The sequence below is a fragment of the Loktanella sp. Alg231-35 genome, assembly GCF_900143545.1.
Lineage (GTDB): Bacteria > Pseudomonadota > Alphaproteobacteria > Rhodobacterales > Rhodobacteraceae > Yoonia.
In genome coordinates this window covers 289336-313924 of the sequence record NZ_FREV01000001.1, presented here as the reverse complement: position 1 = coordinate 313924, position 24589 = coordinate 289336, and the positions used below count along the sequence as shown (strand labels likewise).

The window sequence follows — 24589 nt, the reverse complement described above, 5'->3', positions numbered from 1 at the left end:
GGTGCGTCTGGCGGGTGTGAGTACATCGTCTGTGCCCCCACAGCCGCCTTATTCAGCGGCCACCGTGGCCGCTTGCCCCAAGTATTCCAGAATTGCCGTCGCACAGTCACGCCCATCACGGATCGCCCAGACAACAAGCGATGCACCGCGCACGATATCACCCGCGGCAAAGACACCTTCAAGGGTGGTCTGACCGGTGCCAAAGTCGGCCTTTACCGTGCCCCAACGCGTGACCTCAAGACCTTCAACACCCCAAAGCGCGGGCAGGTCTTCGGGTTCAAAGCCCAGCGCCTTGATCACCAGATCAGCGCCTTCGACGTAATCAGCACCTTCGATCAGTTCTGGTGCCTGACGACCCGTGGCATCGGGGGCGCCAAGGCGCATCTTTTGTACCTTCACGCCTGTCACAGCATCACCTTCAAACCCGTCGGGGGCAGAGAGCCAGACAAATTCTACGCCTTCTTCTTCGGCGTTCTGCACTTCGCGCTGTGAACCCGGCATATTGGCCTTGTCACGGCGGTAGAGGCATTTGACGCTTTCAGCGCCCTGCCGCACGGCGGTGCGGACACAGTCCATCGCTGTATCGCCGCCGCCAATGACAACAATGCGCTTGCCATCGGCATTCAATTCTCCGCTTTCAAACTCTGGCACTTCGTCGCCAAAGCTCTTGCGGTTGCTAGCCGTCAGATAGTCGATGGCATTGACGATGCCTTCGGCACCGGAATCGGGCAGGTCTCTTGTTTTATAGACACCTGTTGCAATCAGTACTGCGTCATGTTTGCCGCGAATGGCATCAAACGACAGGTCCTCGCCCACGTTGCAGTTCATCACAAACTGGACGCCGCCGTCTTCCAGCTGCGTCATGCGCTGCATGACGATATCCTTCTCCAGCTTGAAACCGGGGATGCCGTAGGTCAGCAAACCGCCCCCACGATCATAGCGGTCATAAACCGTCACCTGCACACCTTGGCGGCGCAACATATCCGCAGCAGCCAGACCACCGGGGCCTGCGCCAATGATGCCCACGCTTTCGCCGCGCTCCGCATGCGGGCGGATGGGCTTCACCCAGCCTTCTTCAAAGGCCGTGTCAGTGATGTATTTCTCAACCGAGCCAATGGTGACGGTGCCGTGGCCGGATTGTTCGATCACGCAGTTGCCTTCACACAGGCGGTCCTGCGGGCAAATGCGGCCGCAGATTTCGGGGAACGTATTCGTGGCCTGGCTGATCTCATAGGCCTCTTGCAGACGACCTTCGGCAGTCAAACGCAACCAATCAGGGATGTTGTTGTGCAACGGGCAATGGGTCTGGCAATAGGGCACACCACACTGGCTGCACCGGCTGGCTTGCTCGGCGGCCTTCTCGCTGGCGTACTCTGCGTAGATCTCGCCGAAATCCTGATTGCGTAGATTTGGCGCACGCTTTTCCGGCATGTCGCGTTCCACCTTCGTGAACTTCAGCATTTTCTGGCCAGCCATGGTTCTTCTCCCGTTTCGCGAGGCGAGCCGCCTTTTAGAACGACTCTTTTGGAATGAAAAGGCAGTATTATTGACCTATATGAGGGAAAATTCTCACACTGACAACCAAACACGGCAGAAATCTCCTAAGATTAGGTCCGAAGTATACCTATATGCGCCCTTCCCCCAAGATTCTCGTGGGTTAGGTTGTGGTATCCGAATCAAAGTCTGGACGCATGACCACCTTCAACCTCCTTCTTATTGCTCTGATCCAGGGCCTGACAGAGTTCCTGCCGGTGTCCTCATCCGGGCATCTGATCCTTTTGCCGTCGCTGACCGGGTTGGCCGATCAAGGCCAAATCATTGACGTCGCTGCCCATCTGGGCACCCTCGCGGCAGTGGTCCTGTATTTCTCGTCTGACGTGCGGCTGGCATTGGTGGGGACATTGCGCCTGCTGCGTGGCAAGATCGACACCAAGGGCGCATTCCTCGCGCTCTGCCTACTGATCGCCACCATCCCGGTGATCATCGTGGGGCTGATCCTGAAACTGACGGGGCTGTCAGAGGCAATGCGCGGGATCACCGTCATCGGCTGGGCGATGATCATATTTGGGGTCTTGCTTTATTGGGCCGACCAGACCGGAGCAACAGAAAAAACAACCGAACGCTGGTCGCTAAAAGATGCGTTCAAAATGGGGCTCTGGCAGGCTGTGGCGTTGATCCCCGGCACGTCGCGGTCGGGTATCACAATCACCGCCGGGCGCATGTTGGGCTACACGCGCACAGACGCTGCTCGCCTTGCAATGCTGATGTCGATCCCGACGATCATCGCCTCTGGCGCATTACTAAGTCTTGATGTGATCGGCACCGCAGACGCCAGCGTGCTGCGCGATATCGGGATCGTCGTGGCCATGTCCTTTGTGGCTGCACTGTGCGCACTAACGCTGATGATGCGCTTGCTAAAATCAGTGAGCTTCACACCCTACGTGATCTACCGGATTGGGCTCGGGGTCATCCTGCTCTGGATCGCGTATACCTAGGTATTGCGCAGGTTCTTGGCAGAATCCTTGATCGCGTCGTACTGACCAGAGGGGCGGAAACGCCACAGATAGTCCGACAACACAGCCTCCATCGCCGTGGGGACAATCCCCAAAGCGTCAAAGCCCTGCGCGTCCTCTGACACGACATTGTCGATGGCAAGATTGATCACCTGATCCTTGGTCACAGGACCCTTCACCAGACCAAGCGTCAAGGCACGGCCAATCGCAAAGACCGACGCCATCGCACGGGCTGCCCAGAACGGTATGTTGATGATCAAGCGGCGGCGATGAACGACACCCAGCATCAACTGCATCAACTCGCGGAAGCTATGCGCCTCCGGACCACCAAGCTCATAGATGCCGGAGGCGGCTTCACCCAACACGGCCTGCGTCGCAGCCGCTGCAACATCGTCGACATAAACAGGTTGAAACTTCGTCCCAGCACCAATGACTGGCAGAACAGGGCCAAACCGACTCATCCCGGCGAAGCGGTTAAAGAATTCATCTTCAGGGCCAAAAATTATTGAAGGGCGCAGAATGACGGCATCCGGCATATGGGCCAGAACGCCCGCCTCACCGGCAGCCTTGGTCCGGGCGTATTCACTTTGGGCATCCGCATCCGCACCAATGGCCGAGATATGCACCATCCGCGCCACATCATGCGCAGCAGCAACACGGGCGATACGTTCGGCACCCTCTGCCTGCACGGCAGAAAAGGTATTCTTGCCAACTTCATCCAGAACGCCAACGCAGTTGACGATAACATCCGCACCGTCTGTCACAGCAGCAACGCTAGCGTCATCACGGATATTACAGAACACAGGTTCAACCTGCCCCACAACACCGTAGGGACGCACGAACATCGCCTCGTTCACGTTGCGCACAGCAACACGAACACGCCAGCCTTCTTTGGCCATGCGGAGGGCAATATAGCGACCGACAAAACCGGAACCGCCAAAGATCGTGACAAGGTTGGACATTGGGGTGACCTCTTAGATTTCCATGACGGGTTTATCCGCCCCCCAATGGTCAGACAAGGCGCAATCCTGATGATTCAATCAAGCAAAGCGCTTTTCACCTCGAATCGCGTTGACAGGACCAACAACCGCGCGTAAATCGCCCCTCACGTGACCTGCCCAGGTGGCGGAATTGGTAGACGCGCCAGCTTCAGGTGCTGGTGTCTGTATGGACGTGGAGGTTCGAGTCCTCTCCTGGGCACCAAATTCCACAATATTTGTTTATTATCGTTTGTTGCGCGGTCAGAGCTGCATTCGCCCCAATTGACCTGTCCGCCTTTTCTCGCGGGGAGGAAGATAGGCTGGTGCGAATAGATCAGGTGGCAGACGCTGGCAGGCAGTTTGACGTGTAGAAGCTGGTTCACCTAGCGGAGTTGTTCGCGCTTTTGTCCTGACAGCTCAATCGAAATGCGCCGTATGTGCTAACGCTTCCTGCCTTGGAACAATAGTGACATCATCCCAAGTACTGCCGACACCATGATCAATAGCAACGACACCGCGTTCAGAACGGGTGTCGATCCTTGCTTGAGCTTGTCGAACATTGTGATGGTCAACGGCGAGTCAGATCCCACCAGCATCAGTGTGGTGTTAAAATTCTCGAAACTCATCAGCACCGACACAACCGCCGAGGCCACGATGGCAGGAGTTAGAAACGGCAGCGTGATCTGCCGGATGGCGCCCCATTTGCTGGCGCCAAGGTTCAGGGCAGCTTCCTCTAGGCTCGGGTCAAACTTTTGCAGTCTGGCCGAGATGACCAGCGTAGCGAAGGTTGTGATAAACGAAAACTGACCGAGGATAACGAGGATCAGACCGGGGCGCAGGCCATCAAACCACAGACCTGTCGCGTCTTCCAACGTGTTGGCAACCGAACTGGAGAACACCAATATCGAAATCCCAAGGATTACCCCCGGAATGATCAGCGGCAGTAGCATGAGCATATACAGCAGCCCCTTGCCGCGGAATTCATGCCGCACAAACAAAAATGCGTTGCAGGTACCGACTGCCACGGCGAGGCCGGACACCCACGTCGCTACAAAAGCTGAAGTGCCGATGGACCGAATGATCGCGCGTTCGTGGAACACCCCGATAAAGGGCGCTTCGGTGCCGAAGAACCATGCGAGTGTGAAACCTTCCCACGGCAGTGACGGGAAGACACTGTTGTTAAAGGCGAAGACACAAACAACAGTCAGTGGTAGGGCCAAGTAAACGAAGAACGCCGTGACATAGGCGCGGTAACACCATTTGGCAAAGCTGGGTTGGGGTACAGTGGGGATCATGTGCGCCCCATCGTTTCAATCAGCGATTGGCGCGACAGCTTTAGCCCTGCAAAAACCACAAGGGACGATAGCGCCAGCAGCAAGAACCCAAACGCAGATCCCAACTCCCAGTTAAAGCGGGTTATGAATTGGGTGTAGATCATGCCCGTGAACCACAGGCTGTCTTTCCCGCCCAACAGTATCGGCGTCAGATAGTTCCCAAGTGACAGCATAAAGACCACGATACATCCCGACACGATACCAGGCATTGCGTGGGGGATCACGATCTCACGCATAATCGACGTGCTGGTCCCGCCCAAGTCATAGCCCGCTTCGATCAGACTATCGTCAAGACTGTCCAGCGTGGTCACCAATGGTACGACCATGAACAGGATCGAGGTGTAAACAAGGCCCATCATGATCGCGGCATCATTATACAGCATCTCAACCGGGCCATCGACTAGGCCAAGGTACTGAAGGGCGTTAGAAATCACCCCGGTTTCGCGCAGCAGGATCATCCAGCCGAATGTACGCACAAGTTCAGACACCCAAAATGGGATCATGCACATCAGGAAAAGCGTGGTCTTCGTCCGACCCCGCGTCAGTTTGGCAATGTAGTAGGCAATCGGAAACCCAAGGATCAGGGTCAAGACCGTCGCGAGGATCGACATGATCGCGGTGCGTGCAAAGGTGCGCCAGTACAGCGGTTCACCAAAGAAGGCTGCATAATTGTCAAACCCGGTCTCGTATTCCCGCGGCCCGATCTTTTCACTGATAGAGACGATGAAAAGTCCGATATGCGGCAGGATAATAAGGATCACGAGCCAAAGTAGGATCGGGGCGAGCAACAGGTAGAACCCAAGGCGAGAGGTGTCAGAAGCCATCGCTCAAGCCCCCGGCGCAGGATAGCAGCGGGCCTGCTTTGGGTCCCATCGGGTGAACACACTATCGCCTTTACGTAAGTTCGCGAAACGACCGGTTTGGGGCAAGGCGACTTTCAAAAAGTCACCGGTTTGGTCTTTCACCGTCACACTGCTGTTGGCGCCGTTAAACAGGACGGAATCGACCTCGCCACGCGACACATTCACGCCGTCGTCTGCGCCGCCCAGTTCTATGGCTTCAGGCCGCAGGAACACCTGCGCACTTTGCCCAACGCTCAACCCATTGGCCGGCGCGTCGATTTTCATCTCTGATCCGCGATCAGATATCAGTGTCAGCACAGCACCGTTCACCGCTGAAACCTTAGCATTGATCTTATTTGCGTCACCAACGAAGCCCGCAACAAAAGCAGAGCTCGGCGCGTGATAGACATCGTGCGGGGTGCCAATCTGCTCGAACTGGCCGTTGTTCATCACCGCGATGTTGTCGCTCATCATCAAAGCCTCTGACTGGTCGTGGGTGATGTAGACAAAAGTCGTGTTGAAAGCGGCCTGCAACGATTTCAGCTCCACTTTCATATGCTCTCGCAGCTTCAGGTCGAGCGCGCCCAGAGGTTCGTCGAGCAACAGCACATCCGGCTCCAGCACCATGCAGCGGGCAATGGCGACGCGCTGCTTTTGCCCACCAGATATCTGATCGATCCGCCGTGCTGACACACCTGGCAGGCCGACCCGCTCAAGAACTTCTGCTACACGCGTCTTGATCTCAGACTTGGCGACACCACGTTGGCGTAAACCAAAGCCAACATTGTCGCCGATATTCATCGTCGGAAACAGGGCCAGATGCTGAAACACCATCGACACAGGCCGCTTGTTTGGCGGCACGCCAATCATTGACTTGCCCTTGATCCGCAGGTCACCGCTTGTGGGTGATTGGAACCCTGCAATCATGCGCAATAAGGTCGTCTTGCCACAGCCAGACGGGCCGAGGATGGAAAAGAATGATCCTTGCGGAACCTCAAAGCTGACGTGATCGACGGCGCGAAACGCGTCGAAATCTTTCGTCAGGTCACTGCACACAAGGTCGGGATGGGGGACGGACAAATTGCACCCTCGCAGGTTAAAAAGGGCACCACGAGGTGCCCTTTATGTTGGTTTCAAATGGGCTTAGTTCGCCGCGTTGATCCGGTCGAGCGTCGCGCCTTCCAGTGCCTCCAAACCAGCAGGCACGGGCGGATACCACTTGATGTTGTCGATCGCAGCCTGATCAAAGCTGCCTTGATAGCGGGCTTTAAGGTCTGCGCTAACACCTGCATCACCATCCACAGCCGCTGTGAAGTTGCCGGCGGTATTGGTGATCATTGCCGCGATTTCAGGCTGCATCACAAAGTTGATCCAGTCATAAGCAGCGTCATCCGCGCGACCACGTGCAGGCAGTACAAAGGTGTCAATCCACCCCAAGGCGCCAGCCTCTGGTGCGACGAAGGTGATATCGGGATTGTCAGCGTTCAACTGCCAGCCACCCGTATCCCATGCCATAGATGCTACAACCTCGCCGGAACGCAGCAGGTTCTTGATCTCATCGCCGCCATCCCAGTAGGTTCTGACGTTCGGTTTGCATTCGGTCAGCTCGGCTTCGACCTCATTGAGAATGCTTTGATAGGCGTCGGGATCGCCATAGGCGGCAAACGGGTCCAGGCCCATCGAATAAGCAAATCCGATCAGCGTCGGGCGCTTCAGGCGATAGGACACTTGACCGGCGACGGATGCATCGCACAAATCAGTGTAGTCGGTCACGTTGCCCGCCAACGCTGTGTTCACAACAAGACCGCTGGTGCCCCAAACATGTGGAAGGCCGTACACCTCACCTTCATAAGTCGTGTTGCCAGCCGTTGCAGAAAGCATCGACGGGATGAACAGTTCGGCGGTCACTTTCGACATATCAATCGGCTTGTAGATCCCAAACTCTTCTTGTGCGCTGGCAATCCGGTCCTGGCTTGGTTGGGCCAGATCAAAGCCGCTGCCGTTGGTGGCGCGTAGCTTGGCGATCATTTCCTCATTGTTAGATGTCGTGACTTCGACCGTATGACCGGTCTCGGCCTCGAACATATCGATGACCTCTTGAGGCGCGTAGCCACCCCAAGTCAGCAACCGCAGCGTATCTGCTTGCGCTATTTGTGCTGTCAATGCCGCCGCAACAGTAACGGTTGATACCAGTGAAAACTTCATGGAACTCTTCCCCCTATGGATGTTCAGTTTGCTGTTATAGATTAGGTTTTTGTAACGATATTAAGTCAGACCTCTGTCATGTGTCTATGTTTGATCAGCTAAACGCGCCGCGCGACTAGCTGGACAGTGCGGTGCTTGCATCGCGATAATTTTTCGTAACCTCACAAGCATGCCAGCAACAGTTCCCGGGTGTTTTCCTTGGTCATCACCACAGGATTCCCGCCCGTACTGGGGTCGCTCAGCGCGCCTGCAACGATGCGGTCGATATCCGGATCAGTGACGCCGAGCGCTGTGAGCGTCTTTGGAATACCCAGTGACGCGTTCAGATCGTCTACATGGGCGCAAAATCCATCGAATCCGCCTGCTATCCCAAGATAGTCGGACGCTTGCGTAATAATGCCTTCAATTGCGGGTTTGTTGAACTGCAAGACCGCAGGCATACAGACCGCGTTCGTTGTCCCATGATGGGTGTGATAAATCGCGCCAATCGGATGCGAGAGCGCATGGATCGCACCCAACCCCTTTTGAAATGCCGTCGCGCCCATCGCTGCCGCTGACATCATCTGAGCGCGCGCTTCCAGATCAGTCCCGTCTGCGAAGGCTCGCGGCAGAAACTCCGTCACCAACCGCATCCCTTCGAGTGCCATGCCTTGCGACATCGGGTGGTAGTGGGGTGAACAGAACGCCTCGACGCAATGGGCGAACGCATCAAGGCCAGTGCCAGCCGTGATCGACTTTGGCATGCCAACCGTCAGTTCGGGGTCACAAATCACGATCGTCGGCAGAAACTTCGGGTGGAAGATGATCTTTTTCTCTTCTGTCTCAGAATTGGTGATGACGGACGCACGGCCAACCTCGGATCCTGTTCCAGCAGTCGTCGGCACAGCGACAATCGGCGCGATGGCATCGGCATCCGCGCGGGTCCACCAATCGCCAATGTCTTCAAAATCCCACAAAGGGCGTGTCTGCCCCGCGAGGAAGGCCACCAATTTCCCCAAATCAAGACCAGACCCGCCGCCGAAAGCAACAACCCCGTCGTGATCACCATCCTTGTAGGCCTGAACGCCGGCCGTCGCGTTTTTCTCGTTCGGGTTCGGGTCCACATCCGCAAAGATTGCACGTCCAAGGCCCGCCGCCTCCAACAGGTCCAGCGTCTTCGTCGTGATATCCATATTCGCCAAACCACGATCCGTGATCAGCAGTGGCTTTCTGATGCCAGCAGAGCGGCAAGCATCTGCAATCTCGGAAATGCGGCCAGCGCCGAAACGGATAGTGGTTGGGTAGGACCAATTTGCGATCAGCGACATATCTTAGGCTTTCTTTAAGTGGTAAGATTTTGGACGGGTGAGATTGTGATACCCGATCAACGAAAGACCCCCGCCCCGCCCAGTGTCTTTGCAGCCGGTCCAGCATAGGGCCGGGTCAAGATAATCCGCACGGTTCATAAAGACGGTGCCGGTTTCGATCTGATCCGCGATTGCTTCAGCGCGGGCCACATCGCCCGTCCAGACCGATGCGGTCAGCCCAAAATGGCTGTCGTTCATCAGTCGGATCGCCTCTGCGTCATCCTTTACAGGCATAATCCCCACAACCGGACCAAAACTTTCATCACGCATCACCCGCATATCATGGGTCACATTGGTGAGTATCTGAGGGGTTAGGTAGGCGCCGCCATCATCCTGCGCGAAAGTCGCGATATGGGCCTTGGCCCCGTCGGCAATCGCTTCTGCTGTTTGCCGGCGTACCTCATCTGCAAAACGCTTGTGCGCCATCGGTCCCAGCGTCGTCTCTGGGTCCAGCGGATTGCCCAGCTTGTAGCCACTGACGATCGCCACCGCCTTTTCGACAAAGGCGTCAAAATGCTGCTCGGCGACATAAATCCGCTCAATCCCGCAACAACACTGGCCAGCATTGAACATCGCGCCATCAATCAACGTCTCAGCGGCGGCGTCTAGATCGGCGTCATCGCAAACATAGCCGGGGTCTTTGCCGCCCAGCTCTAGCCCGACGCCGGTAAATGTGCCCGCCGCGGCCCGCTCTATCGCTTGCCCCCCACCGACAGAGCCCGTGAAGTTCACAAAGCCAAAGGACTTTGCGGCAATCAGATCTGACGTTGTCTGGTGATCCAGAAACACATTCTGAAACACGTCTTCCGGCACGCCTGCGGCATGAAATGCCTGCGCCATCCGCTCGCCGGCCAAAGGTGTTTGGCTTGCGTGTTTCAGGATGACTGTGTTGCCTGCAATCAGGGCTGGGGCGACTGTGTTGATGGCTGTCATAAAGGGGTAATTCCACGGGGCCACGACCAGCACGACGCCATGTGGGACGCGTTTGATTGCACGGCGGAAAGTATCACTATCCTCGATAACAATATCGGCCAAAGCATCCTTGGCGATGTCGGCCATGTAACTGGCCCGCTCGTTGAACCCACCAAATTCACCGCCATACCGAATGGGCCGACCCATTTGATGCGCCAGTTCAGGGACGATTTCATCGTTCATGGCACCAACATTCGCGACACCGGTCTGCACGAGGGCAATCCGGTCCTCCAACGGTCGCGCAGCCCACTCTTTTTGAGCGGCTTTTGCACGCGCTACGGCCGCTTTGGCATCTATGGCAGATAACGTGGGACGTTCTACATAAACGGACCCGCCAATTGGGGACACACATTTGATCATTCTTAAGCCCTTTCAAAACCGCGCGCGATTTCCCAATCGGTCACGACACGGTCGAATTCTTCTTGTTCCCATTCCGCGCTGCGGGTGTAGTGATCAATCACATCGTCACCCATCGCCGCGCGCAACATTGCAGAGTTGCGCAATGTCTCGGTTGCTGCGCGCAGCGTTTGCGGAATGTCCTGCGCCTTGGCGTCCTCATAAACATCGCCCCTAGTCGGCGGGGCCAATTCCATCTTATCCTCGATCCCTTTTATTCCGGCTGCCAACATCGCGGCCTGAGCCAGATAGGGATTCAGATCAGATCCACCAATCCTGCATTCAGCACGGATGCCTTTGGTGCCATCGCCACACAACCGGAAGCCAGCCGTGCGGTTGTCCACGGACCAGACCGTCTTTGTCGGGGCAAATGTGCCTTTGGCGAAACGCTTGTAGCTGTTGATGTAGGGGGCCAGAAAGAACGTGTAATCCGGGGCATAGGCGATCAACCCAGCCATATAATACCGCATCACATCAGACATGCCGAGGTCAGCATTGGCGTCAAAAAATGCAGGCGTGCCGTCAACCCACAGCGACTGATGCACATGAGATGAGCTACCTACCTTTGTATGGTCCCACTTTGGCAGAAACGTTGCTGCATAGCCCTGCTGCCAAGCGATTTCCTTAATCCCGTTTTTCGCAATCGTATGGTGATCGGCGCAATCAAGGGCGTCGGCATAGCGGATATTCAGCTCTTCCTGACCGGTCTCGGCCTCGCCTTTGGTATTCTCAATTGGCAGACCAGCGCCGAACAGGTGATTGCGGATCGGGCGCATCACGCCTTCTTCCTTGGTGGTCTGCAGGATGTTGTAATCTTCGTTATACCCACTGATCGGGGTCAGATCGCGGAAGCCACCTTTGCGGATATCGTCAAAGGACTTTTCGAACAAAAAGAACTCCAACTCGGTCGCCATCATCGCGTCAAAGCCCAGTTCTTTCAGGCGGGCAATCTGCCTTTTCAGCATCTGCCGCGGGGCATGGGGCACCGGTGCGTGCGTGTGGTGATCAAGGATGTCACACAAGACCATCGCCGTGCCCTCAAGCCACGGCAAAATGCGGATCGTCGTCAAATCGGGTGCCATGATGTAGTCACCATAGCCCTGTTCCCAGCTGCTCGCGGCATAACCGTCAGGTGTGGCCATCTCCAAATCGGTGGCCAGCAGGTAGTTGCAGCAATGCGTTTCCTTGAATGACGTCTCAACAAAGTTAACGCCATGAAAGCGTTTACCCATCAAGCGGCCCTGCATGTCTGGAAAACAGGTCAGGACTGTGTCGATGGAACCGTCCTTGACAGCCGTTTTGAGTGCCTCAAACGTGAGATTGCCAGCCATTATCAGTTTCCTTATCCGCGTTGAAACCACCCCGCATGCAATGCGGGATGGTTTGATATTTTCTGCGTTGCCCTACTCGAAATTGTAGGGGGCACCGGCCTGATTGATGACGGCATTGTACTCTTTGAAGATGTTGACGATCTTCTGATGCACTTCGCCTTCCTGCGCCACTTCTTCCCAGAACTCTTTGGCAGCGTTTTCAACCTCGGCCCATTCGTTCGCCGGAACCGACCGCAGCTGCAACTTATCGCCATTGGCGCGCAGTGCCGCTTCACCGCCCCAGTACCACTGGTTGCGATAGGTATGTCCTGCTTCCGTCGCGGCCATCACGATAGCCTTAAGGTGCTCTGGTAGATCGGCCCAACGTTCTTCGTTCACGAACCATGACCCGATCCAAGCACCCGAGATGTTGTTGGTCAGGAAATAGTCGGTCACGTCAGCCCATCCGACGGTGTAGTCCTCGGTGATGCCGGACCATGCCATGCCGTCCAATTCGCCTGTTTGCACGGCAACTTCGGCATCCTCGTATGGGATGTTCACCGGAACAACGCCAAATTGCGTCAGGAACCGGCCTGCGGTGGGGAAGGTATATAGCCGCAAACCATCAAGGTCAGCCACGCTGGTGATCTCTTTGGTTGTGTTGAAGTTGCAGGGGTCCTGTCCCGCAGCCGACAACCATTTGACACCAACTTTGGCATATTCTTCTTCCCAGATTTCCTTCAGGCCGTACTGGTTGAACAGCACAGGCACATCAAGGATGTGCTTGGTCGCAAACGGGAAGTACCCACCAAACTGCTGCAAAGGTGTAGGTGAAGCCATGGAATCGTCGTCAGAGTGCACGCCATCAATCGTACCCCGCTGCAGGGCCTGAAACAGCTCGCCCGTGGGGACGATCTGATCGGCATAGAACAGCTCCACTTCTAGCTCACCGTTGGCGGCGGTGTTAATGTAGTCGATGACTGGCTTGGTCACATGCTCACCCAGGGCAGAACCCGCGTAGGTCTGAAAGCGCCATTTGATCGCTTCTTGCGCACGTGCAACCGAAGGTGCCGCCAAGGTCGCGGCCCCGGCAAGGCCGGCATTCCGAATGAAGTTACGTCTTGTGGTCATGATACTCTCCTAGTTTGATTTCAGCTCCGTTGGCGGAGTTCTCAGTTTTTAATTTCCGTAAACATAGGTCGGTAGCCAAAGTGCCAGTTGCGGGAACACCATCACGAGGATGAGCGCCCCAATCATCACCAGAACAAATGGCCCGATGGAACGATAGATGTCTTGGATGCTGATCTCAGGCGGGGCCATCGCCCGCATCAGGAACAGGTTGTAGCCGAATGGCGGCGTCATATACGCAATCTGGCAGGTGATGGTGTAGAGGATCCCATACCAGATCAAATCGAACCCAAGCGCCCCAACCAGCGGCACGTACAGCGGAGCCACGATGACCAGCATTGCCGTGTCATCCAAAAAGGTCCCCATCAAGATAAACGAAAGCTGCATCAAGATCAGGATCACCCACGGGTTCAAGCCAAGGCGTTCGGTGAACAGGCTTTCGATGGCCTTTACAGCGCCCAGCCCATCGAACACCGCCCCAAAGGCCAGTGCTGCAAGGATGATCCACATGAACATGCAGGTGATGCCCAGCGTATTGCGGACCGAATTCTCGAACACTTCACGGGTCATGCGGCCCTTAAACACCGCCGCCATGAAGGCTGTCATCGCGCCGATGGCAGAGCTTTCGACCAGCGATGTCCACCCGTTGACAAAAGGCACCATCATTACCGCAAAGATGATCAGTGGCAGCAGTCCGGCGCGAAGCAACCGCAGCTTTTCAGCCATTGGCAGGTCGCGCTCTTCCGCATCCAAAGCGGGTCCAAGATCGGGATTTTTCCAACAGCGGATGACGATGTAAAGGATGAACATTGCCGCCATCATCAGCCCCGGCACAACTCCGGCCAGCCATAGCTGACCGACCGGTTGCCGCGCGATCATCGCGTAAAGCACAAGCACGACGGATGGCGGCACCAGAATGCCAAGCGATGATCCCGCCTGAATGACCCCTGTTACCATGCGCTTATCGTAACCGCGTTTCAGCAACTCGGGCAGCGCAATTGTGGCACCAATCGCCATGCCCGCGACGCTTAGACCGTTCATTGCCGAGATCAGCACCATCAATCCAATCGTCCCGATGGCAAGCCCGCCCCGCAAACCGCCCATCCAGACGTGAAACATCTTGTAAAGGTCATCGGCAATCTTGGATTCACTCAAGACGTAACCCATGAAAATGAACATGGGCAGCGTTAGAAGCGGATACCATTTCATCAGCTTCATCGCGGCGGCAAAGCCGATGTCATACCCGCCCTTGTCGCCCCATAGCAGCAAGGCCGCGACAACCGCCACAAACCCTATTGCGCCAAACACCCGCTGCCCAGTGAGCAGCATCAGCATCATGGTCGAGAACATGAGGGTCGCGATCATCTCATAAGGCATCAGATTTCAGCACCCTTGAGACGCAGGATATCCTTGAAGAACTCCGAAATGCATTGCAGCAGCATCAAGAAGAAACCGACAATCATCACCACTTTGATTGGCCAAAGATACGGACGCCACGAGGACGACGATCTTTCCAGCGTGCCGATCTCCTCAGCGCCAGTGACGAGGCCTGCAAGAAACGAGAATGGCGCGCTTTTCCAGTATCCTAGGGAATATGCAGTTGAGCTGACGGCCCCATAAATCAGCACACAAAGATAGAAGATCAGGAACAGCACTGTGATCGCGTCAAACCAGGCTTTTCGCCGCACAGACCAGTCGCCGTACAGCAAGTCCATGCGCACATTCGAGCCTAGCTGCAGGGAATATGGCCCACCCAGGATATAGTATCCAACCATCACGAACTGCGCCATTTCCAGCGTCCAGAGCGTTGGCAGAAAGAACGTTTTGCTGACCGAGGACCACAGGAGGATTCCCATCAGCACAAAGATCCCGTACATCGCCACCCGGCCCAGCCGATAGTTCACGGCATCGACACCGCGAATATATCCGCGCATCAGGCCTTGCATGTATCGACCCCCAAGGTTTCCAGCGCTTGCGTGATCCAACCTGCTAGCGTCTTGGCCATGGCCGTTTGTCCGGCGTCATCTGCGATCAAATCGTTCCGCACTTCGATCATCACGTTGAGATGACCATACCTGATCGCATGTTCTTTCAAGGTGTGTGTCACCCCGTCTTCGGGGCCGTATGGGGCATTGCGGCGTACATCGCGACTGTCGGCGACCCGCATTACCGCGTCGGCCAACACACTATCACGATCATGCAAAACGCCGATCTCGACATCGCGCTTTTCGCCGTTGTAAATCGGTGTGAAGCTGTGAATCGTGACGATGACAGGATCGGTGCGGCGGGCAATCTCTGATGCAAGTCTTTCGCGAAATGGGATGTAATAGCGCACGACCCGAGCGTGTTTCTCTTCATCAGTCAGGCCTACGTTGCCCGGCACTTCATAGGCTTCGTTGCGCGTCGGTATCGCGTCGGGAGCCTCTGGCGGGCGATTACAATCATAGACAAGGCGGGACACGGTTGATGCGACAAGCACCGCGTCTAGGTGTTGCGACAGCTGTTGGGCCACGGCCATCGCACCAGGATCCCACGCTACATGGCTTCGCCTTGCGGCGGGTTTGATCCCCAAATCGAGCAACGCTGCAGGAATATGGGGACTGGCATGTTCACAAACCAAGACAATCGCTGAACGGGCCTCGCCACGCGAAACCTCAACAACACTTTCATCTGATTGACGTACGACCATAGCCACCTCTAGGGATTAAAGTGCTTGCAATGCGATGATCATGTCAACACAATTATGAAATATTTTTAACACATCAAGTTGCGCTGTTATTTTTGTGAATAAACTGGAGACGACGATGGCAGAAGCCGCACAAACGATATCAGATCACATCCACAAGATGTTGGACGACCTGACACGGGCAGAGCGGCAGCTGGCGTTGTCTGTACTGGAAACCTACCCAGCCTCAGGCCTTGGTCCGCTGACCGCCCTTGCAAAAGATGCGGGCGTGTCCGTGCCGACCGTCGCCCGCATGGTTCAAAAACTTGGCTACAAAGGGTACCCAGAATTTCAGGCAGCATTGCGCGAGGAACTGAAAGCTAAAGTAAAAACGCCCATTGCCAAACATGACACATGGGCAGAAGCAGCACCCTCGGGTCATATCCTCAATCGCTTTACTGAGGCGGTGATAGAAAACATCCGCCTTACGTTGGGCCAGATTGACCCTTCAGCCTTTGACCATGCCTGCAATTTGATGGCGGACGTGGATCGACATCTATTTATCGTCGGAGGTCGGATTACACATACCTTGGCGGAATACCTGTTCCTGCATATGCAAGTCATCCGGCCCGATGTAACGCATGTGCAATCCACCTCAAACACATGGCCCCACTACCTGCTGAATGCGAAGGAAGGGGACGTTTTCGTCGTCTTCGACGTGCGGCGATACGAGAATAACACGCTAAAGCTGGCCGAACTCGCCCATGAACGTGGGGCCCAGATCATTTTGATGACCGACCAGTGGCGTTCGCCGGTGCATCAATTGGCAACAGTTTGCCTAAGCAATCGGATCGTTGTGCCATCAGCTTGGGACAGTGCGACAACGACGATGCTGCTATTGGAAACGATGATTTCAGCCGCGCAAACGTTGAACTGGACACAAACCAAGGCCCGCATCGAAGAGCTAGAAGATATGTTTGACCAAACCAAACTGTTCCGGAAGTTCACATAGTGTGGGCTTGTCTTCTTTGGCAAAACCCCAGACGTAATTTCGCTGGCACCTGATCAATCAGCCATGGGGAACCGCCAGAACGCCGCACAATCAAACCAACCAGATGTGCCGAATTCTCAATCAGTTTAGGACGCCATACAGGTTGGGGTTAGGGCCGGATCATTCAACGATGTCTCCTGCAAGGAATGCGCCTGCCTCGGCCGTGCGTGACGTGGTGAAAAATGATGCTGCTGCATCACTGTCGTGTATCTTGCCGTCCAGAAGAAAGATGACGTTTTCAGCCAGTCGTTTCGCCTGCCCAATGTGATGCGTCGTCATGATTATACTTGTTCCAGCCTCGTTGGCTTTGATCAGCAACGCCTCGATCTCGCGGGTAGAGCGCCCGTCGAGATTTGCACAAGGTTCATCCAAGAACACGACCTTCGGTTCTCGAATCAGCGCGCGCGCCAGCGCCAGTTTTTGCTTTTCTCCGCCAGAGAGACGTGGCGCGGAAACCTCCAATGCCTGCGCAAGGCCAATTTTTTGTGCCCAGCTTTCGACCCGCTCTGCGATTTGGGCTTTGGGCATTCCGACCAGTTGCAATGGAAAGGCAAGGTTTTGGCGCACTGTCCGGCGCAACATGATTGGGCTTTGAAAGACATAGGCCTGAGAGGCGCGCGCTTCATCATCGGAAACGGACCATGTCATATGTCCGGACGACAACCGCTCAACACCGTGCAACACCTTTAGAAAGGTGGTCTTACCGGCGCCATTAGGGCCCAGTACAATGGTAATGCCCGCAGGGTTCAGGTCATAGCTGATCGGCCCCAAAATCGTCTTGTGCTGCCGCTTGACGCAAACATCTTTGAGTTTTGCAGTGAGGGTCATTACCACCTGCCCTCTCGCTCGGTCCGGGACAGGACATGGATCGCAAAGTTCACGATCAGCGCGAGCGCGATCAGGACAAAGCCAAGACCAAGTGCCAAGGCAAAGTCGCCTTTGCCAGTTTCCAGCGCGATTGCGGTTGTTAGCACGCGGGTGGCGTGATCAATGTTGCCGCCGACAATCATGATCGCGCCCACCTCACCAATCGCGCGTCCGAAGCCTGCCAATGACGCCGTCAACAGCGCCCGGCGGCCATCGTAGATCAACGTGCGCACGCGCTGCCAGTTGCTGGTATTCAGCGAAATCAGAAGGTCGTGATACTCCGCCCAAAGCTCGCGCATCGCCTGATGCGTGATCGAGGCAATCAGCGGCGTGATAATGATGACCTGCGCGATGATCATCGCCGTTGGCGTGAAAAGCAGCCCCAGCACCCCAAAGGGACCAGAGCGCGACAGCAAAAGATAAACAATCAACCCGACGACAACCGGGGGCAGGCCCATCAACGCGTTGAGTGCCGCGATTGTCGCCCGCCGGAACCGAAAGCGGCGAATGGCAAGCCACGTACCAAAAGGCAATGCAATGAGCGAGGCAATCACAAGCGCGGAAACGCTCACCTGCAAGGACCGTAGCGTGATTTCTATCAGGTCAGGATCACCGGTCACGATCAGCCAAAACGCTGATCCAAGACCCGCCCAGATATCGTTCATGTCGTCAGTGCCCTGCCCGATACTTACCGTTAATCGTCAAGGCGCACCGATGCGCCAGCAGCACGCTCTTGGCTGGAAAAGCCCGCGTTGCCTAAAACAATACTTGCCCCAACCGCGATCACGGCAATGGCTGCAAAAGCTGTCAGCATGGCTTTCATTCCAGGTCTCCATTTCTGGCGGTCACGCGTTGCAAATAGTCAATAAGATCATCACGATCCTGCTGGCCTGCGATCCGCTGCATTGGCATTTTCGTGCCGGGAATATAGTGGTCTGGGCCTTCATCGAACAAAGCATTTATCGTCGCCGCTGACCAGACTATATCTGCTTGTAGCAACGTCGCAGAGTAGCTGTAGTCGGGGACGGTCCCCGCCGGGCGACCAAAAAGCTGATGCAATGTCGGACCAGCCCGCCGTTCGCTGCCTTCCGTCACAGTATGGCAGATCGAGCATTTGCGTTTGTACTGCCGCTCTCCGTTTTCAAGAACGTCTGGATCTTCAAGAAATGACCTGATCTCGGCATTCATCGGCTCGTGCAGGGACATCGTCTCAATCGGCCACGAGTACATGGTGTTATCGATGCCGCCTGCATGGATATTCAGCCCATCAGGCGAGAAGGCGAGCGCCCAAACCGGCCCTTGCTGCGTCGCGCGGAAGTCCCTTGCGATGGACATATCCGTCGTGTCGACCAGCATGATATAGCCATCCCCATCACCAACCGCCAATTGGCGAGAGTTATCATCATAGGCCAGCGACAGGATCGGGCGTCGTTCCAGCGTGATGTCTCGGAGCAGATCGCCGGTATGTGGGTCGATGAACCGTGTACTGCCATCAACCGCACCATAGGCCAACCAGCCATCCGCTTCGTTCAGTACAAGCTCATTCACCCCAAAACCGTGGCTGGCCAAAAGATGAGTTTGCGTGCCACTCGCCACATCCCAAACCCGGATCGTGCCATCAGTTGATGCAGAAAATAGGCGCTTTCCATCGTTCGAAAAGACAACATCGTTGACGCCCTGCCTGTGACCGCGAAGTTTGATTGGGGCCGCAGTCCCGTCCTGCCCATCCAGTTCTAGCGGCCATAGTCCAACGGTTGCGTCCCAGCTTGCGGACGCGGCCATTTCGGCCTCATGAGAGACTGCAAGTGCCAACACCTTAGCGTCATGTTGCCCCAGCACGCGCGGCGATTGCGGGTCCGTCCAGATCAAGACATCAAAATCATCCCCGGCTGACAATATGATCTCATCCGTCCAGAACGTTGCAACGTTCACCGCGGCCCTGTGCCCGTCGTACCAAACAGGTAAACTGCGATCCCAGACCCCAACGGCGTTGTCAAAGCTCGCCGTTGCGATTTGACCAGAGGGCGACACGGCAATATCCATTATCGGTCCGCCGTGCCCTTGCAGTGTGAAAAAGTCCTGTGCTTGCACAGGCAATGCCAACAACAATGAGGCGCAGCACGCCTTGTGCATCTATTCAGCGGGCGATGCACCTTCGGGCGCAACGCCTTCTTTTGCTTTGACCTCATCCACCCAAATTGAATGGTGTTCGCGGGCCCATTGTTCTTCGACCTCGCCGGACCCCATGGCGTCATATGCGCCTTCCATCCCAACAGACCCGATGTAGATGTGGGCAAGTACGATCGCCATCAGCACAAAGCTGACAATCGCATGCCAAAGCTGTGCCAGCTGCATTTCTTCGTGCGGCGCAAGGACAGTCGGGAGTTCACCAAGGCCAAGCGCCCCAGAGATCCCAAAGCTGTTTAACTTTGCGAAGGTCGCGGCGAACATGTTGATCTCGAATGGGAACAGCAACGCAAGACCGGTGACCGAAATGGATGCCCCCAGAAGGATGACCGACCAAAAGATCAGCTTTTGCCCGGCGTTGAATTTTTTCGCCGGAGGGTGTGATTTGGTGAATATCCCGCCGCCTTGCATCAGCCATTTGATGTCGGTTCTGTCTGGCAAGTTATGCAAGACCCACATCACAAAGATCATGATCAAGCCAAGCATAAAGGCCCATGACACGTTGTTGTGGATCCATTTTGACCAAACCGCGATGAAAGCAAATGCGTCGTGTCCAAAGGTTGGAATCAGAAACTTGCGCCCCATCAATGAGACCAAACCGGTGATACCCAATAGAATGAAAGATCCTGCGAGCAGCCAATGTCCAAATCGTTCAATCCATTTGAACCGCTCAATAGTGCGCCCGGTCTTTTCGCCATCTATCCGAATGCGGCCACGGATCAGAAAGAACACGGCCAATAATGCCAGAGTACCTATCATCAGATAGCCACCGTAGGTGATCAATGGCCCTTCGCGGAACGAAAGCCAGCGCATGCCGCCGTCTTGCATCAACACAGTTGCGGCGGGGCCATTGTTTGACGCTGTAATATCTGCGCTGTCAAAGCGCAGTGCCCGCCACAGATCAGGGTCAGAGGCGCCGCCCAACGTGCCAAGTTGATTGGTGATGTCGGCCGCGGCGTCAGGGTTTCCAACAAGGTTGCTCCGGAAACTATCTTCGACCACCTCGCCACGCTGGCGCGCGAGGATATCTTCCAATGTCTGGGCACCGCCCGTCGCGGACCGATCAAGCGTCGCTTCATCTTGTGCGGTTGCGGTTGACGTGAACACGATGGTCAGCATCAGAGCGAGCAAGACGCGCAGCATGGTGAACTCCCCGAATTGTAGAATTTGATCGGGGGCGATCCAGCGGACCGCCCCAATCTTTCAACTCATGCGAAGGTGCGTGGGGCTAGCCACCCTTCTGATCATAGGCAGTGCCCCAGCCCCAGGCGCCGGACCCAAAACCACGAGCAACGACCCGCTCGCGATAAATGCCAGAGACAACGTCCCCATCACCAGCAAGCAGCGCCTTGGTTGCACACATTTCCGCACAGATCGGCAGTTTGCCCTCTGCGATCCGGTTGCGCCCATATTTGGCGAACTCGGCGGAAGAGTGCGTTTCCTCTGGGCCGCCGGCGCAGAAGGTACATTTGTCCATCTTGCCGCGTGATCCAAAGTTACCGGCCTGTGGAAACTGCGGCGCGCCGAAGGGGCACGCGTAGAAGCAATATCCACACCCAATGCAAAGGTCTTTGGAGTGCAGAACCACCCCTTCTTCGTTTTGGTAAAAGCAATCCACCGGGCAGACGGCCATGCATGGCGCATCCGAACAATGCATGCAGGCCACCGAAATCGACCTCTCGCCGGGTTTGCCATCATTGATCGTCACAACCTTCCGACGGTTGATGCCCCAGGGCACCTCATGCTCGTTCTTACATGCAGTGACACAGGCGTTGCATTCGATGCAGCGTTCAGCGTCTACGAGAAATTTTGCTCTAGCTCCCATTTCTCAATCTCCCTTATGCTGTCCAGATTTTGCAAAGAGTGGCTTTCGTCTCTTGCATCTGGGTCACTGAATCATAGCCATAGGTCTGCGCGGTGTTTGTGCTTTCGCCCAATACGTAAGGGTCCGCGCCGTCAGGGTATTTGCCCCGCAGGTCTTCGCCTTCAAAGTGGCCACCAAAGTGGAAGGGCATGAACGCCACTCCTTCGCCGACCCGTTCCGTGATCATGGCCATCACTTTGACCTTCGCACCTTCGGGCCCTTCGACCCACACTTGCGTGCCATCACGGATACCTAGGTTGTTGGCATCACGGGTGTTGATCTCAACGAACATGTCTTGCTGAAGTTCGGCAAGCCATGGGTTAGACCGGCTTTCATCGCCACCACCCTCGTATTCCACCAATCGTCCGGACGTCAGCACCATTGGATATTCCTCGCTGAAATCCTGTTTCTGGATCGAGGCATACATGGTCGGCAAACGATAGAACTTGCGGTCTTCGTAGGTTGGGTAGTCCGCCACAAGGTCGCGTCGGTTGGTATAAAGCGGCTCGCGGTGGAGTGGCACCGGATCCGGGAAGGTCCAGACAACTGCACGGGCTTTTGCATTCCCGAAGGGTGCCATTTCGTGGGCGATTGCAACACGCTGGATACCTCCCGAAAGGTCGGTCTTCCAATTGGTCTTCGGTCCTGCAATGGCGTCGATTGTTGCACGCTCATCAGCGGTCAGCTCACCATCCCAACCGAGGTCCATCAGCATTTGCATGGTGAATTCCGGGTATCCATCCTGAATATCCGAATCCAACGATGCAACACCCTCGGCCAGCAGGTTGTCACCATCACGTTCAACGCCAAAGCGGGCGCGGAACGTCAGGCCACCCTCAGACACACGTTTGGACATGTCATAAAGGTTCGGCGTGCCGGGGTGGTTCATCTCTGCTGTGCCCCAACTTGGCCATGGCAGCCCGTAATAGTCACCATCGGCCGGGCCACCATTTGCCCGCAATGTAGTGCGGTCAAACGTATGCTGGTTGGCCATATGCATTTTGATCCGCTCCGGGCTTTGGCCCGTGTAGCCAATAGTCCACATGCCGCGGTTGAACTCTTCGGTGATGCTTTCGACGACAGGTGTTTCGTCGTCTTCCATCTCGATATTGCGGAACAGACGATCGGCCCAGCCAAACTTGTTGGCAAACTTGGCCATGATGACCTCATCAGGAAGCGATTCAAACAGCGGATCAACCACCTTATCGCGCCACTGTAGCGAGCGGTTCGATGCGGTCACAGAGCCACGTGTTTCGAACTGCGTACATGCAGGCAGCAGATAGACCCCATCCGTCCTGTCATGCAAAACTGCGGACACTGTCGGATATGGATCCACGACGACAAGCATATCAAGCTCTTCCATCGCGGTTTTCATTTCCTTCATGCGGGTCTGCGAGTTTGGCGCATGGCCCCAAAGCACCATGGCCCGCACCTTGTTGGGGTTATCCATGTTTTCAGGGTCTTCCAGAACACCGTCAATCCAACGACTGACGGGGATGCCGGTTAGGTTCTGCAAGGACGTTGGGTTGCCGTCGGCATCGTTCTCACCGGGTGCGAACTGAGCCTTGAGCCAATCGCCATCCTCTTCCCATACGCGGCCCCAGTGGGCCCAAGCACCTGCGGACAGGCCATAGTAACCGGGCAATGTGTGCGACAGAACGCCAAGGTCCGTTGCACCCTGCACGTTGTCGTGACCACGGAAAATGTTTGTGCCACCCCCGCTGGTTCCCATGTTTCCAAGGGCCAGCTGCAAGACGCAATACGCACGCGTGTTGTTGTTGCCGTTGGTGTGCTGCGTGCCGCCCATACACCAAATCACGGTGCCGGGACGGTTGTTGACCATCGTGCGCGCGACGCGACGCAGTTGAGAGCCGGGCGTACCAGTGACGCGCTCCACCTCTTCCGGTGTCCAACGCGCAACTTCTTCCTTGATTTGGTCCATGCCCCATACGCGCGTGCGGATGAATTCCTGATCTTCCCAGCCATTTTCAAAGACATGCCACAAGATGCCCCAAACCAGCGCCACATCGGTGCCGGGACGGAAGCGCACATATTCATCAGCATGCGCCGCCGTCCGCGTGAAGCGCGGATCGCAAACAATCAGCGGTGCGTTGTTTTGCTCTTTCGCCTTTAGCAAATGCAGCAGTGATACAGGGTGCGCTTCTGCGGGGTTGCCACCGATCACAAAGATCGCCTTGGAATTGTGGATGTCATTGTAGCTATTTGTCATGGCGCCATAGCCCCATGTATTCGCCACGCCGGCCACGGTGGTTGAGTGACAAATCCGCGCTTGGTGATCGACGTTATTTGTGCCCCAATAAGCTGCAAACTTGCGGAACAGATAGGCCTGTTCGTTGTTATGTTTGGCAGAGCCCAGCCAATAGACTGAATCCGGTCCGCTTTCTTCGCGGATGTTCATCATGCCATCACCGATCTCGTCGATGGCTTGCTCCCAAGAAACCCTAACCCACTCGCCGTTTTCCTTTTTCATGGGATACTTCAGGCGACGTTCACCATGGGCGTGTTCGCGGACAGCAGCACCTTTTGCACAGTGGGCACCTAGGTTGAACGGGCTGTCCCAACCGGGCTCTTGCCCTGTCCAAACGCCGTTTGAAACCTCTGCGATGACTGTACAGCCAACCGAACAGTGCGTGCAGACCGATTTGACAGTCTCAACAACGGTCGATGCTGTTTGCGCGGCTGCCGGCGCGACGGCCCCGCCAGTTGCTACAATCGCGGTCAATCCACCGACGGCAAGTCCGGAGCCACGCAAAAACGCGCGGCGGTCAACGGATTTCTCTGCCACATCTGACAGGATGCCGGTCCGCTGGGAGCGTCGTGCAACCCCGTTGGTCTTTTTCTTTAGCATCTCATTTCCTCCCTTGGTGCCCAAAGCTCGGGCGAGTTCTTTTGTGACGTTGATCAGGGT

General features: G+C 55.8%; 22 protein-coding genes and 1 tRNA gene. 3 read left to right on the top strand and 20 right to left on the bottom strand.

The genetic code is table 11. The features are described 5' to 3' along the window. Positions 1–48 precede the first annotated feature (48 nt). Complete coding sequence (locus DHN10_RS01465; protein ID WP_108813477.1) at positions 49–1476, bottom strand: NAD(P)-dependent oxidoreductase; 1428 nt, start codon at positions 1474–1476, stop codon at positions 49–51. Positions 1477–1691: 215 nt separating this feature from the next. Between DHN10_RS01465 and DHN10_RS01460 the strand changes: the two genes are divergently transcribed. Next, positions 1692–2495, top strand: a complete 804-nt coding sequence (locus DHN10_RS01460) for an undecaprenyl-diphosphate phosphatase (RefSeq protein WP_108813476.1) — start codon at positions 1692–1694, stop codon at positions 2493–2495. Here DHN10_RS01460 and DHN10_RS01455 read toward each other — a convergent pair. Beyond that, a complete protein-coding gene (locus DHN10_RS01455) occupies positions 2492–3475 on the bottom strand; it encodes a complex I NDUFA9 subunit family protein (RefSeq protein ID WP_108813475.1) in 984 nt (327 codons plus the stop codon). The two genes, DHN10_RS01460 and DHN10_RS01455, sit on opposite strands and share 4 nt — an antisense overlap. A 154-nt stretch (positions 3476–3629) precedes the next feature. On the opposite strand from DHN10_RS01455, the gene DHN10_RS01450 reads away from it, so the two are divergent. After that, a tRNA-Leu gene (locus tag DHN10_RS01450) sits at positions 3630–3716 on the top strand. 217 nt (positions 3717–3933) lie between these two features. Here the strand turns inward: DHN10_RS01450 and DHN10_RS01445 are convergent. From DHN10_RS01445 to DHN10_RS01395, 11 genes are all read right to left on the bottom strand, one after another. Next, entirely contained in the window at positions 3934–4788 is an 855-nt protein-coding gene (locus DHN10_RS01445) for an ABC transporter permease (protein ID WP_108813474.1), read from the bottom strand. Further along, on the bottom strand, positions 4785–5651 hold the full coding sequence (locus DHN10_RS01440; protein ID WP_108813473.1) for an ABC transporter permease: 867 nt from the start codon (positions 5649–5651) through the stop codon (positions 4785–4787). The genes DHN10_RS01445 and DHN10_RS01440 overlap by 4 nt, the downstream gene beginning before the upstream one ends. A gap of 3 nt (positions 5652–5654) precedes the next feature. Beyond that, positions 5655–6749: an ABC transporter ATP-binding protein gene (locus DHN10_RS01435; protein WP_108813472.1), complete on the bottom strand. Its 1095-nt coding sequence runs from the start codon at positions 6747–6749 to the stop codon at positions 5655–5657. A gap of 63 nt (positions 6750–6812) precedes the next feature. Beyond that, positions 6813–7874 carry an extracellular solute-binding protein gene (locus DHN10_RS01430; protein WP_108813471.1) on the bottom strand — a complete coding sequence of 354 codons (1062 nt, stop codon included), beginning with the start codon at positions 7872–7874 and terminating at the stop codon, positions 6813–6815. A 161-nt stretch (positions 7875–8035) separates the two neighbouring features. Beyond that, positions 8036–9181 carry an iron-containing alcohol dehydrogenase gene (locus tag DHN10_RS01425; RefSeq protein ID WP_108813470.1) on the bottom strand — a complete coding sequence of 382 codons (1146 nt, stop codon included), beginning with the start codon at positions 9179–9181 and terminating at the stop codon, positions 8036–8038. A gap of 3 nt (positions 9182–9184) precedes the next feature. Beyond that, positions 9185–10552, bottom strand: coding sequence for an aldehyde dehydrogenase family protein (locus tag DHN10_RS01420; RefSeq protein ID WP_108813469.1), 1368 nt, complete (start codon positions 10550–10552; stop codon positions 9185–9187). A 2-nt stretch (positions 10553–10554) separates the two neighbouring features. Beyond that, complete coding sequence (locus tag DHN10_RS01415; RefSeq protein ID WP_108813468.1) at positions 10555–11919, bottom strand: glutamine synthetase family protein; 1365 nt, start codon at positions 11917–11919, stop codon at positions 10555–10557. A 72-nt stretch (positions 11920–11991) separates the two neighbouring features. Next, on the bottom strand, positions 11992–13029 hold the full coding sequence (locus DHN10_RS01410; protein ID WP_108813467.1) for a TRAP transporter substrate-binding protein: 1038 nt from the start codon (positions 13027–13029) through the stop codon (positions 11992–11994). 48 nt (positions 13030–13077) lie between these two features. Continuing rightward, a complete protein-coding gene (locus DHN10_RS01405; RefSeq protein WP_108813466.1) occupies positions 13078–14403 on the bottom strand; it encodes a TRAP transporter large permease in 1326 nt (441 codons plus the stop codon). Further along, positions 14403–14972 carry a TRAP transporter small permease subunit gene (locus DHN10_RS01400; RefSeq protein ID WP_108813465.1) on the bottom strand — a complete coding sequence of 190 codons (570 nt, stop codon included), beginning with the start codon at positions 14970–14972 and terminating at the stop codon, positions 14403–14405. Before DHN10_RS01400 ends, DHN10_RS01405 begins: the two co-directional genes overlap by 1 nt. Continuing rightward, positions 14960–15715 carry an N-formylglutamate amidohydrolase gene (locus tag DHN10_RS01395; RefSeq protein WP_108813464.1) on the bottom strand — a complete coding sequence of 252 codons (756 nt, stop codon included), beginning with the start codon at positions 15713–15715 and terminating at the stop codon, positions 14960–14962. The genes DHN10_RS01400 and DHN10_RS01395 overlap by 13 nt, the downstream gene beginning before the upstream one ends. A gap of 115 nt (positions 15716–15830) precedes the next feature. Here DHN10_RS01395 and DHN10_RS01390 point away from each other — a divergent pair, with 115 nt between their 5' ends. Further along, entirely contained in the window at positions 15831–16703 is an 873-nt protein-coding gene (locus DHN10_RS01390) for a MurR/RpiR family transcriptional regulator (protein ID WP_108813886.1), read from the top strand. Positions 16704–16862: 159 nt separating this feature from the next. On the opposite strand, the gene DHN10_RS01385 is transcribed toward DHN10_RS01390, so the two are convergent. The 7 genes from DHN10_RS01385 to DHN10_RS01360 form a co-directional block, all read right to left on the bottom strand. Beyond that, a complete protein-coding gene (locus tag DHN10_RS01385) occupies positions 16863–17570 on the bottom strand; it encodes an ABC transporter ATP-binding protein (RefSeq protein WP_108813463.1) in 708 nt (235 codons plus the stop codon). Further along, entirely contained in the window at positions 17570–18274 is a 705-nt protein-coding gene (locus DHN10_RS01380) for an ABC transporter permease (RefSeq protein ID WP_108813462.1), read from the bottom strand. Before DHN10_RS01380 ends, DHN10_RS01385 begins: the two co-directional genes overlap by 1 nt. Positions 18275–18303: 29 nt before the next feature. Continuing rightward, positions 18304–18432 (bottom strand): hypothetical protein, encoded by a 129-nt coding sequence (locus DHN10_RS20080; protein ID WP_267895697.1) that lies wholly within the window; start codon positions 18430–18432, stop codon positions 18304–18306. Then, a complete protein-coding gene (locus DHN10_RS01375; protein WP_108813461.1) occupies positions 18429–19742 on the bottom strand; it encodes a c-type cytochrome in 1314 nt (437 codons plus the stop codon). The genes DHN10_RS20080 and DHN10_RS01375 overlap by 4 nt, the downstream gene beginning before the upstream one ends. Next, the gene (locus DHN10_RS01370; RefSeq protein ID WP_108813460.1) at positions 19743–20939 is read right to left on the bottom strand and encodes a formate dehydrogenase subunit gamma; all 1197 of its coding nucleotides are present in this window, start codon (positions 20937–20939) and stop codon (positions 19743–19745) included. It lies immediately after the preceding gene. Positions 20940–21024: 85 nt separating this feature from the next. After that, entirely contained in the window at positions 21025–21621 is a 597-nt protein-coding gene (gene fdh3B / locus DHN10_RS01365; RefSeq protein WP_108813459.1) for a formate dehydrogenase FDH3 subunit beta, read from the bottom strand. 13 nt (positions 21622–21634) lie between these two features. Then, entirely contained in the window at positions 21635–24529 is a 2895-nt protein-coding gene (locus tag DHN10_RS01360) for a formate dehydrogenase subunit alpha (RefSeq protein ID WP_108813458.1), read from the bottom strand. Positions 24530–24589: the final 60 nt, after the last annotated feature.